The sequence below is a fragment of the Streptomyces sp. NPDC002055 genome (genome assembly GCF_040296705.1).
GTDB lineage: Bacteria > Actinomycetota > Actinomycetes > Streptomycetales > Streptomycetaceae > Streptomyces.
The window spans coordinates 45193-57946 of sequence record NZ_JBEOXS010000021.1 but is presented as its reverse complement, the minus strand read 5'-3'; the positions used below and the strand labels follow the sequence as shown (position 1 = coordinate 57946).

12 protein-coding genes and 1 pseudogene are annotated in these 12754 nt (G+C 74.8%); 8 read left to right on the top strand and 5 right to left on the bottom strand.

The window, feature by feature from the left end; translation table 11 throughout:
- Positions 1-279 precede the first annotated feature (279 nt).
- A pseudogene (locus ABT112_RS35365) lies at positions 280-464 on the top strand (IS5/IS1182 family transposase); the annotation flags it as partial.
- A 78-nt stretch (positions 465-542) separates the two neighbouring features.
- Here ABT112_RS35365 and adh read toward each other — a convergent pair.
- Both adh and ABT112_RS15550 read right to left on the bottom strand, forming a co-directional pair.
- Entirely contained in the window at positions 543-2066 is a 1524-nt protein-coding gene (gene adh, locus ABT112_RS15555) for an aldehyde dehydrogenase (RefSeq protein ID WP_351509684.1), read from the bottom strand.
- Positions 2067-2122: 56 nt separating this feature from the next.
- A complete protein-coding gene (locus ABT112_RS15550) occupies positions 2123-3436 on the bottom strand; it encodes a GAF domain-containing protein (RefSeq protein ID WP_351509683.1) in 1314 nt (437 codons plus the stop codon).
- Between the two features lie 156 nt (positions 3437-3592).
- Here ABT112_RS15550 and ABT112_RS15545 point away from each other — a divergent pair, with 156 nt between their 5' ends.
- The 3 genes from ABT112_RS15545 to ABT112_RS15535 all read left to right on the top strand — a co-directional run bounded on the left by ABT112_RS15545 (position 3593) and on the right by ABT112_RS15535 (position 6252).
- Positions 3593-4324 carry a PIG-L deacetylase family protein gene (locus ABT112_RS15545; RefSeq protein ID WP_351509681.1) on the top strand — a complete coding sequence of 244 codons (732 nt, stop codon included), beginning with the start codon at positions 3593-3595 and terminating at the stop codon, positions 4322-4324.
- A 226-nt stretch (positions 4325-4550) separates the two neighbouring features.
- On the top strand, positions 4551-5741 hold the full coding sequence (locus tag ABT112_RS15540) for a thiolase family protein (protein WP_351509679.1): 1191 nt from the start codon (positions 4551-4553) through the stop codon (positions 5739-5741).
- A gap of 328 nt (positions 5742-6069) precedes the next feature.
- Positions 6070-6252 (top strand): tail-anchor membrane protein, encoded by a 183-nt coding sequence (locus tag ABT112_RS15535; RefSeq protein WP_351509677.1) that lies wholly within the window; start codon positions 6070-6072, stop codon positions 6250-6252.
- A 72-nt stretch (positions 6253-6324) separates the two neighbouring features.
- Here ABT112_RS15535 and ABT112_RS15530 read toward each other — a convergent pair whose 3' ends face one another.
- The 3 genes from ABT112_RS15530 to ABT112_RS15520 form a co-directional block, all read right to left on the bottom strand.
- Complete coding sequence (locus ABT112_RS15530) at positions 6325-7134, bottom strand: hypothetical protein (RefSeq protein WP_351509675.1); 810 nt, start codon at positions 7132-7134, stop codon at positions 6325-6327.
- A 117-nt stretch (positions 7135-7251) separates the two neighbouring features.
- The gene (locus ABT112_RS15525; RefSeq protein WP_502975350.1) at positions 7252-7539 is read right to left on the bottom strand and encodes a hypothetical protein; all 288 of its coding nucleotides are present in this window, start codon (positions 7537-7539) and stop codon (positions 7252-7254) included.
- 109 nt (positions 7540-7648) lie between these two features.
- Positions 7649-8257, bottom strand: a complete 609-nt coding sequence (locus tag ABT112_RS15520; RefSeq protein ID WP_351509673.1) for a class I SAM-dependent methyltransferase — start codon at positions 8255-8257, stop codon at positions 7649-7651.
- Between the two features lie 325 nt (positions 8258-8582).
- On the opposite strand from ABT112_RS15520, the gene ABT112_RS15515 reads away from it, so the two are divergent.
- The 4 genes from ABT112_RS15515 to ABT112_RS15500 are packed head-to-tail and all read left to right on the top strand — an operon-like array spanning position 8583 to position 12742.
- Positions 8583-11177 (top strand): sensor histidine kinase, encoded by a 2595-nt coding sequence (locus ABT112_RS15515; protein ID WP_351509671.1) that lies wholly within the window; start codon positions 8583-8585, stop codon positions 11175-11177.
- Complete coding sequence (locus tag ABT112_RS15510) at positions 11174-11626, top strand: roadblock/LC7 domain-containing protein (protein ID WP_351509668.1); 453 nt, start codon at positions 11174-11176, stop codon at positions 11624-11626. Before ABT112_RS15515 ends, ABT112_RS15510 begins: the two co-directional genes overlap by 4 nt.
- 20 nt (positions 11627-11646) lie before the next feature.
- A complete protein-coding gene (locus ABT112_RS15505; RefSeq protein ID WP_351509666.1) occupies positions 11647-12132 on the top strand; it encodes a DUF742 domain-containing protein in 486 nt (161 codons plus the stop codon).
- Complete coding sequence (locus ABT112_RS15500; protein WP_351509664.1) at positions 12113-12742, top strand: GTP-binding protein; 630 nt, start codon at positions 12113-12115, stop codon at positions 12740-12742. The genes ABT112_RS15505 and ABT112_RS15500 overlap by 20 nt, the downstream gene beginning before the upstream one ends.
- The last annotated feature ends 12 nt before the right edge of the window (positions 12743-12754 follow it).

Genomic DNA, 12754 nt, shown 5'->3' with positions numbered 1-12754 from the left:
AGCGAACAAGATCCACTTTCGCAACCGCCCCGTGGGGTCTTGGCACGGGAAGGCCCGGACCTGCTGGTCAGAGCTGGGATATCAGCGGGAGATATCGGGAGCAAGGGGTATCTCGACTTGCTGCTTAGGCCGTGTCCTATGTGGTGATGGCGTGTTGGGCTGTGCATGGGGCGGGGTACACGGAGTTGGATTGTTCCGGAAGGGCTGTGGGAGATCGCAAGGCCGTTGATCCCACCCTCGAAGGTGCGTCCGTAGGGGGGCGGGATGCAGGGCACGCCCCGCAAGGGTGTGGACTCCTCCGAGCGACTCGGACGACGGTGCTGGGTCATCGAACACGCCATGTCCTGGCTGACCGCCTACCCCGCCTCAACCACCGCTACGAACGCCATCGCCGCAACCATCCGGCCTTCCTCAGCCTCGCAGCCGCCAACCGTTGCTACAAACGACTACTCAAACTCACCACATTGGACACGGTCTCAGTCGTGCGCCCCGGAGGGCGCCTGAAGGGCATCGTGCCTGTTCAAGCGCCCTTCTTCGGGCCCTTAGAAGAACCCCAGCTTCTTCGGCGAGTACGACACCAGCAGGTTCTTCGTCTGCTGGTAGTGCTCCAGCATCATCTTGTGGGTCTCGCGCCCGATGCCCGACTGCTTGTAGCCGCCGAACGCCGCGTGGGCCGGGTAGGCGTGGTAGCAGTTCGTCCAGACCCGGCCCGCCTGGATCGTCCGGCCCGCCCGGTAGGCGGTGTTGATGTCGCGGGTCCACACCCCGGCGCCCAGGCCGTAGAGCGTGTCGTTGGCGATCTTCATGGCGTCGGAGAAGTCGGTGAACGAGGTGACGGACACGACCGGGCCGAAGATCTCCTCCTGGAAGATCCGCATGTGGTTGCCGCCCTCGAAGATCGTCGGCTGGACGTAGAAGCCTTCCGCCAGCTCGCCGCCGAGTTCGGCGACTCCGCCGCCGGTCAGCACCTTGGCGCCTTCCTGCCGGCCGATGTCGAGGTACGAGAGGATCTTCTGGAGCTGGTCGTTGGAGGCCTGGGCCCCGATCATCGTGTCCGTGTCCAGCGGATGGCCGGGCACGATCTTCTCGGTGCGGGCCACCGCCGCCTCCAGGAACTCCTGGTAGTGGCCCTGCTGGATCAGCGCCCGCGACGGACAGGTGCACACCTCGCCCTGGTTGAGGGCGAACATGGTGAAGCCCTCCAGCGCCTTGTCGAGGAAGTCGTCGTCGGAGGCCGAGACGTCGTCGAAGAAGATGTTCGGGCTCTTGCCGCCCAGTTCGAGGGTGACCGGCTTGATGTTCTCACTGGCGTACTGCATGATCAGCCGGCCCGTCGTGGTCTCGCCGGTGAAGGCGATCTTCGCGACCCGGGGGCTGGAGGCGAGCGGCTTGCCGGCCTCCACGCCGAAGCCGTTGACGATGTTCACCACGCCCGGTGGCAGCAGGTCGGCGACCAGGTTCAGCCAGACGTGGACGGACGCCGGGGTCTGCTCGGCCGGCTTGAGGACGACCGCGTTCCCGGCGGCCAGCGCCGGAGCCAGCTTCCACACGGCCATCAGGATCGGGAAGTTCCACGGGATGATCTGGGCCACCACGCCCAGCGGCTCGTGGAAGTGGTACGCGACCGTGTCGTCGTCGACCTCGCTGAGGCCGCCCTCCTGAGCGCGCAGCGCGCCGGCGAAGTAGCGGAAGTGGTCGATGGCGAGCGGGATGTCGGCGGCCAGCGTCTCCCGGATCGGCTTGCCGTTCTCCCAGCTCTCGGCGACCGCCAGCTCCTCCAGGTGCTCCTCCATCCGGTCGGCGATGCGCAGCAGGACGCCCGCGCGCTCGGCCGGCGCCGTGCGGCCCCAGGCGGGTGCCGCGGCGTGCGCCGCGTCGAGGGCCGCCTCGACGTCCTCCGCCGTGCCGCGGGCCACCTCGGTGAACGTCCGGCCGTTCACCGGAGACGGGTTCTCGAAGTACTGGCCCCGTGCGGGCGGGACGTACGCGCCGCCGATCCAGTGGTCGTAACGGGACTGGAAGGAGACTTTCGCGCCGTCCGTGCCGGGTGCGGAGTACAAGGTCATCTCGGTGGCCTCCCGGGAGTCGTGCCGCCCGTCGTCGGACGGCGTCCGCGCCCAGGCTACTGACAGCGAGGTTGCAACCACGTTGCGCTGTCGGCGTGTTCGTCACCCGGTGCCCGCAGCCCGGCGTCCAGCTCGCGCAGCCGCGCCACGACCACCGCGGTCCGGGCGGACGCCGGCGGGAGAGCCGCGGCGAGAGCGGTCCAGGCCTCCAGATCGTCGGCGCCCCACGGGCTGCCCGTCCAGGCCCCCAGCAGCTCCGGGTCGCGCCCGGCGAGCAGCGCGGCCCGCAACTGCCCCTGGATCCGGGCGCGCAGCCGGGCCACCGCCGGAGCGGCGGACCCCGGCAGCAGCGGCCCGTCGTAGCAGCCCATGGCCGAGGCCGGGGCGCCGGAGCCCAGCCGCCGCAGAACCGTCTCGAAATCGGCCTCCACGGGCACGGTCCACCGGTAGGGACGGGAGCCCAGCACGTCCTTGCCCACGGTGCGTCGGAGCCGGGACATCTCGGCGCGCAGCGTCACCGGCGTCACCGCCTCGTCCTCGTACAGGGCGAGCAGCAGTTCGTCCCCGGTCAGCCCCTGCGGATGACAGCTGAGCAGCACCGCGATCTCGCTGTGCCGGCGGCTCAGCCGCACCTTCCGGCCACCGTGCACCAGCAGCGCCTCGTCCCGGCCGAGGGCGCGCAGCTCCAGGGCCGGCGGCCCGCCCGGCTCCGGCGCGAGCAGGGCGAGCTGGGATTCGGCGGCCCGCGCCACGGCCTGCACGAAGGCCAGGCTGTGCGGATGGGCGAGCCGGTCGCCGCCGGTGATGTCCACCGCGCCGAGCAGTCGCCCCGTCCGCGGATCGTGCACCGGGGCCGCCGCACAGGTCCACGTCTGCACGCCACGGCTGAAGTGCTCCGCGGCGAAGACCTGGACCGGACGGTCCACCGCGACGGCCGTGCCCGGAGCGTTGGTCCCCACCGCCGACTCCGCCCAGCGCGCCCCGGGGACGAAGTTCATCCGGCCCGCCCGGCGCCGCGCGGAGGCATGGCCCTCCACCCACAGCAGCCTGCCCTCGGCGTCGCAGACCGCCAGCAGATGCTCCCCGTCCACCGCGAACGTCCCCATCAGCTCCCGGAACAGCGGCATCACCCGGGCGAGCGGATGCGCCTCCCGGTGCAGGTCCAGGTCGCCGTCGCGGAGTTCGACCGCGGCGGTGACATCGGGGCTGACCCGGGCCCGGGCCGAGCGCCGCCAGGACTCGGCGACGACGGACCGCACGGGACGGCCCACGGCGCCGGCCGAGGTGAAGACCTCATGGGCCCGGCGCACGGCGGCGGCCCGTTCGGTGCAGTCGGCGCCCGCTTCCAGGGCGACCCACGGATTGGCCAAGGCGTACTTCCCGGACTGGTGCGCCGTCCCGGCCGGCTTCGCCCTGCCGGAACGGACGGTCTGCGGATGTCGGAGCGGCTGGATCCATCGTGGCCTGCAAGGCTGGGTTCGACAACAGATCCGTACGAACCCGCCCGTTCGCACCTGGAGGCGCCGATGACCGAGCAGCTCGAGCCGTTGCCCACCGACTGGGAACGCGCCCTGGCGATCGTCGCTCACCCCGACGATCTGGAGTACGGCGCCGCCGCCGCGGTCGCCACCTGGACCGACCGCGGCGCCGAGGTGTCCTACCTGCTGGCCACCCGGGGCGAAGCCGGCATCGACGGCCTGGAGCCCGACCGGTGCGCGCCGCTGCGGGAGCGGGAACAGCGGGACAGCGCGGCCGTCGTGGGCGTGAGCTCGGTCGAGTTCCTCGGCCACCCGGACGGGGTCGTCGAGTACGGCACCGCGCTGCGGCGCGACTTCGCCGCGGCCATCCGCCGGCACAGGCCGCACCTGGTCCTGACCCTCAATCACCACGACACCTGGGGCGGCACCTACTGGAACACCCCCGACCACCGTGCGGTGGGCCGTGCCGTGCTCGACGCCGCCGCCGACGCGGGAAACCGGTGGATCTTCCCCGAGCTGATCGAGGAGGGGCTGCTGCCGTGGAACGGAGTGCGCTGGGTGGCCGTCACCGGCTCCCCGCACCCCACCCACGCCGTCGACGTCACCGCCGGGATCGACCGCGGGGTGCGGTCCCTCCTCGCGCACCGCACCTATATCGAGGCACTGACGGACGAGGATCCGGAGACGTACTGCCGCACCTTTCTGACGGGCGCCACGGACGCGGCGGCGGCCCGCTTCGGCGGCCGGCCGGCGGTGGCCTTCGAGGTCTTCCCGCGCTGAGCCCGCGCCGGCCGGCCCGCAGGCCCACCGGCCCGGGAGCGCTCCCGCTGTCCGCCGCGCCCCGGTGCCGGGAGGGCCGCCCGGCACCGGGGCGGCCCGGCCGGCCGTTGACACGGCCCCGGACCGGACGGAAACTCGCTGCGCGAGCAGGAGGAACAACCGCATCAGCCGTTCACCGCGGACTCACGGCCCCGTGCGCCCCCGAGGCCGCCGGAAGGAGCACTGGATGACCGACCGTCTGCGTGACGTCTGGATCGTGGACGCCGTCCGCACCCCGATCGGCAAGTACGGCGGTGCGCTCTCCGGGGTGCGCCCCGACGACCTCGCCGCCCACGTGGTGCGCTCGCTCGTGGACCGGACCCCCGGACTCGAACCGGACCGCATCGACGACGTGTACTTCGGCGACGCCAACGGCGCCGGGGAGGACAACCGCGACGTCGCCCGCATGGCCGTGCTGCTCGCCGGCCTGCCCGTCACCGTCCCGGGTACCACCGTCAACCGGCTGTGCGGATCCGGCCTGGAGGCCGTCCTCCAGGCCGCCCGCGCCATCGCGGTCGGTGACGCCTCGGTCGTCCTCGCCGGGGGAGTGGAGTCCATGAGCAGGGCGCCCTGGGTCCTGCAGAAGCCGGAGCGCGCCTTCCCCGCGGGCCATCAGGAGCTGTACTCCAGCACGCTCGGCTGGCGGATGACCAATCCCCGCATGCCGCGGGAGTGGACGGTGCCGCTGGGCGAGGGGGCCGAACTCGTCGCCGACCGGCACCGGATCAGCCGCGAGGCACAGGACGCCTTCGCGCTCGCCAGCCACGAGAAGGCGGCGCGCGCCTGGAAGGACGGCGCGTACGACGCGGAGACCGTGCCGTACGAGGGCGTCGACCTGACCCGGGACGAATGCATCCGGGACACCACCTCGCTGGAGGCCCTGGCGAAGCTGAAGCCCGCGTTCCGCCCCGACGGCACCGTCACCGCGGGCAACTCCTCACCGCTCAACGACGGGGCCGCGGCGCTCCTGCTGGTCGACGACGCGGGGCTGCGGGCCACCGGCCGGGAGCCCCTCGCCCGGGTCCGGGCCTCCGCCGTCACCGGCATCGAGCCGCAGTACTTCGGCCTCGGCCCGGTCGAAGCGGTGCGCCGGGCCCTCGGCAGGGCGGGCCGGGACTTCTCCGGCCTGCACACCGTCGAGCTCAACGAGGCGTTCGCGGCGCAGGCGCTCGGCTGCCTCGCCGAGTGGCCCGACCTCGACCCGGAGATCGTCAACCCGCGCGGCGGCGCCATCGCCATCGGCCACCCGCTCGGGGCGTCCGGCGCCCGGCTGGCCGGTTCCGTCGCCCACCAGCTCGCCGCCGCCGGATCGGGAACGGGACTGGCGGCCCTGTGCATCGGGGTCGGCCAGGGCATCGCGCTCGTCCTGGAGCGCTGAGGCGCGGGGCGCTCCGGCAGTCCCGGCCGCCGCCCGTGCGCGCCGGGACGGGCCCGCGCACCGGGAGGCCCCGTGCGCCGGGCCCGGCCGCCCTGCCCTGAGACCGGCCGCCCTGCACCGGGAGCGGCCCCCGCACGCCGGCCGGGGGCCGCGCCTTCTCCGTCCGGGCGCCGGAGCCGCCGCAAAGGGGCGGCGTCCCGGTGCGTACCGAGGGACACTGGTGACAGGCGGCCGCGTGGCGGTGGAACTGTGGCGTGCAGGTGCCCGTTCTCACCAGTGACCGCGGCTCTCAGGTGACCGCGGCGGTCGCCGGTGAAGGAGGCGTCAGATGTCGAGGAATGCCAAGGTGGCCATCGGGGGCGTGGCCCTGGGGGTCGTGCTGATCTGGCTGCTGCCGTTCTGGGCCGCGGTGCTGGTCATGGTGGGTGTACCCGTGGGCGCGTACCTGCTGCTCGACTCCTCGCAGCGCCGCCGGCTGCGCCGGGTGAGCCGCAAGGAACTGCACCGCTGACCACGGCGGACGATCACCCCCTCACGGATCCGGGCCAACGGCCCGGAGGGTGAGGGGCAGGGCCGAGGACGGTCAGGACGGGCGTACGGCCAGGTCGTCGAGGGCCTTGAGCAGCCCCGGCAGTTCGGGGCCCCGGCCCACCGGCAGGATCTCGCCCGGCTCGTCGTCCAGCAGCACGAACGCGATGTCGTCGGTGCGGGCGACCATGCTCCAGCCCGGGCCTTCGACGCGCAGCGTGCGCGCGCCGCCCGCGGCGAACGCCGACCGGATCCGCCCGGGCGGCGGGGGCGATTCCAGATAGGCGTGGGCCTGTTCCAGGACCGCGCGCACCCCGCTGTGCCGAGGCCCATCCGCGGACTCGCCCGGCTGCACGAACTCGACGTCCTCGTCCACCTGCTCCCGCCAGACGGCCCACTGCAGCGCGATCTCGTCCGCCCCGAGCCGCCGCTGGGCCGGCCCCCACTGCCCGGCGTCCGGCGGGCTGAGCGGCGGCCGGTCCAGGCCCAGCTCCGGGTCGGGAGCCGGATCGTGCGGGGCGGGCACGCCCGGCGCGGCGACCGCCACGGCCAGCGGCCAGCCGGGCAGGGCGGCCACCACGGTCCGCTCGTCCGGCGACAGGTCGTACTCCATGCCGCAGTCCCAGGCCGCGACGGCGCAGGCGACGAGGGACACGTCGTCGACGACCACGGTCCAGCGCGCCCCGTCGCCGTCCTGTCCGAGTACCAGGCCGTAGCCGTCCTCGAACGGCTCCAGACCGAGGACGGCACACGCCTCCGGATAGTCGTCGCCGAGCACGCTCGGGAACTGTGCGGGGGTGAGCAGTACCGCGGTCAGTACGAACAACGCGTCGTCGGTGTCCTGGGCGTCCTCGGTCACGGACACGGCCACCCTCCCCTTGGTCTGCGATTCACCGGCTCGTGGTGCGCGCACCCTAGCCAGTGGCACACCCCGCCGTCGAGAGCCCGTCCACGCCGGGGCGGGCTCTTCCGGCCTGCCGTGTCAGCCGACGGGGAGGCCCAGCAGGTCCCGCGCCACGGTCTGCGGTGAGGTGCGCCGCTCGCGCGCGAGAGCCAGTACGGCCCGCTGGGCCAGCTCGTTCACCCCGAAGGACAGCGCTTCCGGCGAGACCCAGCCTGCCGCCTCGGTGAGCCGGTTCTCGTCGTCCTCGATGCCCGCCGCCACATAGACGGCGGCGGCCTCGAACAGGTTGTGCCCACGGGGCGCGGGCCGCACCGGCCGCTCCCCGCGTCGCGCCGGTGCGATCAGCTTGCGAAGTCTGCGCAGCACGCGGACCACCTCTCCCCGGTCGGACGGCATTTCCGATCTTCCAAGTGTGCCCCGGATTCGTACAGTTGGACCGCCTTCGAACAGAGAAGATCCCGGCCCGCTCCGGTTCTCAGCCGACGGGGCGGCGCACCGCGAGCGCCAGGAAGCGGGCGTCCTCGTCGGTGTACGCGGTCAGCTTCCAGCCCGCGCCGGCCAGCAGCGGCCGGAGGCGGGGTTCGGCCCGCGGATCGTCCGGGGACGGTGTCCGGCCGTGCCGGGCGGCGAGCGCCGCCCGGCCGAGCGGGTGGAAGAGCGCGAGCCGGCCTCCGGGGCGCACCACCCGGGCCAGCTCCCGCAACCCGGCTCGGGCGTCGGGAAGATGGGAGATCAGGCCGGCGGCGAACACCGCGTCGAGCGCGTCGCCGCGCAGCGGCAGCCGGGCCACGTCCGCGACCGCCGGCAGCCCGTAACGGTCCCGTCCGGCCCGGACGGCGGCGCGGAGCATCTGAGGGGTGAGGTCGGCGCCCAGCACGGTTCCGGTGGGGCCCACGGCGTTCCGCAGCGCGGGCAGCGCCCGCCCCGTCCCGCAGCCCGCGTCGAGCACGGCGTCCCCCTCGTGCAGTCCGAGCTCGGCCACCGCGGCGGCGTAGGCCGGGCCGTCGTCGCCGAAACGGTCGTCCCAGCCGTCGGCCCGGGCGGCGAAGAACTCCCGGATGTGCGCGTGTGCGTCGTCGTCCATGCCGCCATGATCCCGCGCGGCGGCCCCGCGTTCACCCGTGGAGGGGATCGATCACGCGGGGGCGTGGTGCGCATGTTCGAACACGGACTGATCGTTCGGCAGCGTGTCCCTGTCATATTGCGCGTGGTTCCGAAACGTTCCCCCGGTGGCCGCCCCGCGCCGGACTAGCGTCCCGGGCCATGGGACACCTGGACCATGCCGCCTCCGGGCGGCCCGCCCCCACGCATCCGCCGGCCCGCGCCGCCCTCCCCGCCCCGGCGGACCGGGCGTGCGCCCGGGCGTGCGCCCTGCCCGTCGCCGCCCGCCGGACCGTCCGGGGAGCCGGATGATCCGCCGAGCACGGCGTCGGACCGGCCTCCCGGCGACCGGACGCCCCGGAGCCGGGCCCCGCGACGAGCCCACCCGCAGGGAGCCCACCCGCAGCGAGCACACCCGGGAGGCGGCAGCCCGGGACGCCGCGCCCCGGGACGGGAGCGGCGAGCGCACCGGGAATGCGGAGGCCGCGACGGAGCCGGTCGACGGGCCGGACGGTCCGCCTCCGGCCGGGGCGCGGGGCGCCGCCCCCACCGGCCCGCCGGCCGCGGGGGATCGGCCCCCGACGGGGCCCGCCCGGCGCCGGTTCGTCGGCGGCCCCCGGACGCCGCGTCCCCGGACCGTACGGGCGCGGATCGCCTGGACGGTCACCGTGCCCGTCGCCGCGCTGCTAGCCCTGTGGGTCCTCGTCACCGCCGGCGTGGTCCGGGACGCCGTACGGCTCCACGAGGCCCGGGAGGCGGACACCCGGGTCCGGGCGCCGATCGCCGCCGCCGTCGCCGCGCTGCAGGGCGAGCGGAGCGCCGCCCTGCGACGGCTCGCCGGCGGGGAGCGGCGCGCGGCCGGTGCGGTCGAGGACCACGCCCGGCGCACGGACCGGGCGGTCGGCCGCCTCCGCTCGGCCGGTGGCCGCACCGTGGCGGACGGTCTGCCCCCGAGGGCGGCCCGCCACGTCGTCACCTTCGTCACCCTGGCCGGCGGACTGGCCGAGGCCCGTGCCGCCGGCCTCGGGCGGGAGAGCCGCGACGCGGTCTACGCCGCGTACACCGAGGTCATCGACGCCGCGCTCACCGCCGAGCAGACACTCGCCAGCCCACGCCCGGCCCCGCGGGAACGCGCCGCGACGGCGCTCTCCCGCTCCCGGGAACAGCTCGCCCGCGAGGACGCCCTGCTCGCCGCGGCCGGTCCGGCCCGTTCGCTGAACGGCGCCGCCTACCGGCAGTTCACCGGCGCCGTCGCCACCCGCCGCGCCTACGAGGCATCCGCCGTGGCCGACCTGGGCGCCCTCGCGTCCCGGCAGTGGGCCGCGGTCGCCCGCGGCGGCGCCCACGCCGAGGTGCGTGCGGTGGAGGACCAAGTGCTCGGCGCCGACCCCGGACGCGCGGCGGCAGCCGCCGCGCCGGCCGCCGCCTGGGACGCGCCGCACCGGGAACTGGACGGCACACTCGCCGCGTTGGAGCGGACCGTCAGGCCCTCGGCGGCCGGACAGGGCGAACCGGTTGTCCGGGCGCTCACCGGCCCGGCCGGAATCGCGGCGTCCGCCGGGCTGTGCGCTCTGCTCGTCTCCCTCGCCGTCTCCCTGCGGTTGGGCCGGGGCCTGGTCACGGAGCTGGGCGCGCTCCGGGACAGCGCACGCGAACTCGCCCACGGCACTCTGCCCGAGGCGATCCGGCGCATCGGGGCCGGCGAGTCGATCGACATCCCGCCCGAGACACCCCCGGCCCCGGCGGACGCGGCGGCCCCGGCCGCCGACGACGAGATCGCCCAGGTCCGTGCGGCCCTGGAGAGCGTCCACCGGGAGGCGCTCCGTGCCGCCGCCGAACGGGCCGAGCTCGCCGGGGCGGTGTCCGGCGTCCTCGTCGGCCTCGCCCGGCGCAGCCAGATCCTGGTCCATCGCCAACTCGCCCTGCTGGACTGCATGGAGCGGTGCACCGAGGACCCCGACACCCGCGGCGAGCTGATCCGTCTCGACCAGCTCACCACCCGGATGCGCCGGCACGCGGAGAGCCTCATCGTCCTGGCGGGCGCCGCCCCGGGACGGACCGGACGGCTGCCCGTCCCGCTGCCCGCCGTCGTGCGTGCCGCCGTGGCCGAGACCGAGGACGGCGCCCGGGTGGAGCCGGGGCCGTTGCCCGAGGTGTCCGTCTCCGGCGCCGCGGCCTCCGGCCTGCGCCATCTGCTCGCCGAACTCATCGAGAACGCCGCCCAGTTCTCACCCCCGAACACCCGGGTCCGGGTCAGCGGCGAACCGGTCGGCACCGGCTGCGCGCTCGAGGTCGAGGACCGGGGGCTCGGCATGGGCAAGGAGGCCCTGGCGGCGGCCAACCGGCGCCTCGGTACGCCGGACGCCGCGGACCTCTTCGACAGCGACCGGCTGGGACTGTTCGTGGTGAGCCGGCTGGCCGCACGGCACGGAGTGAAGGTCTCGCTGCGCCCCTCCGCGTACGGGGGCACCACCGCCGTGGTCCTGGTGCCCCGAGCACTCCTGCAGCCGGAGCCGGAGCCGGAGCCGGAAGCGGAATCGGAAGTGGAACCGGAACCGGCAGGAGAACGGCGGCCCAGGCGGCGGACGCCGGACCCGGGGCCGGGGCCGGGAGAGCCGAGACCCGGGCCGGGCCCCGTCGCACAGCCGGCCCTCCCGACCGCCCACCCCGGCGGACCGGAGCACGCGCGGGCCGGCCGTGAAGCCGACGACGCGCTGCCCCGCCGGATCCGCCAGGCCGGCCTGGCGCCCCGGTTGCGCGCCACCCCGGAACCGGAAACGGAACCCGACACCGGAGCCGGCGAACGCACCCCGGACGTGGCCCGCGCCCGTATGACGGCCTTCGCCGAGGGCTGGGCACGCGGCCGGCGCAGCCATGCGACCCGCGAAGGAGACCGCCCATGACCGAGCCCCACCGGATCGGCGCCCGGCTCGAAGCCGCCTACCGCACTCGTGAACTCGACTGGCTGCTGGACGACATGGCCACCCGGATCCGGGAGATCCGGCACGCCGTGGTGCTCTCCGACGACGGGCTGACCGTGGGCACCACGGACGGACTCACCCGCCACGACGCCGAGCACCTGGCCGCCGTGGCCGCCGGGTTCCACAGCCTCGCCGCCGGGACCGGCCGGCGCTTCCGGGCCGGCGACGTCCACCGCACCATGGTGGAGATGGACGGCGGCCTCCTGTTCGTCGCCGCCGCGGGGGACGGCTCCTGCCTGGCCGTCCTCACCACAGTCGGCGCCGATGTGGGCATGGTCGCCTACGAGATGGCCCGGCTCATCAAACGGGTGGGCGAACATCTGGCCACCCCGGCCCGCCGCGCCGCCCCGCACCCGCCGGCCGCGGGCTGAGCCGGACGGGAGGCGACGCGATGACCCCGCACCCACACCCCGACGGCCCGTCACCCGCCGCCCCGGGCACCGCGGTGCTGACGGCGCCGGCCGGCCCGGCGCACTGCACCCCACCGCGGCACGGCGGGCACTGGTTCGACTCCGCGGCGGGCCCACTCGTCCGCCCCTACGCCGTGACCGACGGACGGACCCGCCCCGACCCCGGAACCCCGGCCCTCGACCTGGACCTGCTCAGCCAGGTCACCGTCGACAGCCGGACCCGCGACGGCGCCGGCCCGGACCGCCTCGGCCCGGAGCACCGGACGCTGCTCGACCTCTGCCGTTCCCGGCACCGCTCCGTCGCCGAACTGGCCGCCGCATCCGGGCTGCCGCTGAGCGTGGTGCGGGTACTCCTCGGCGATCTGCTCGCCCTCGACTGCCTGCGCGTCAGCCCGCCCTCGCCCCCGGGCCACCTTCCCGACCAGGACATTCTGAGAGAAGTGATCGATGGACTCCGTGCGCTCTGACATCACCGACCGCTCCGCGGCATCCGCCGCCGAACCCCCCGAACCGGATCTCGCCCTGAAGATCCTGGTGGCGGGCGGCTTCGGGGTGGGCAAGACCACCCTGGTCGGCTCGGTGAGCGAGATACGCCCGCTGCGCACCGAGGAACGGCTCAGTGCCACCGGGCAGCACATCGACGACACCTGCGGTGTCGACCGTAAGACCACCACCACCGTGGCACTGGACTTCGGTCGCATCACCATCCGTTCCGGTCTGTCCCTCTATCTCTTCGGCACTCCCGGCCAGGACCGCTTCTGGTTCCTGTGGGACGAGCTGTCCACCGGTGCGCTCGGCGCCGTCGTGCTCGCCGACACCCGCAGGCTGGAGGAGTGCTTTCCGGCCGTCGACTTCTTCGAGCACCGTTCCATCCCGTTCGTGGTGGCGGTCAACTGCTTCGCCGGGGCCCGGGCGTACGGTGCGCACGAGGTGTCGCGCGCCCTCGACCTGGAACGGGGCACCCCGGTGGTGCTGTGCGACGCGCGGGACCGGGACTCCGGCAAGGAGGTGCTGGTCCGGCTGGTCGAGTACGCCGGCCGGGTGCACTCCGCCCGGCTGCTCGCCTCGGTGGGCTGACGCCGCCCGCGT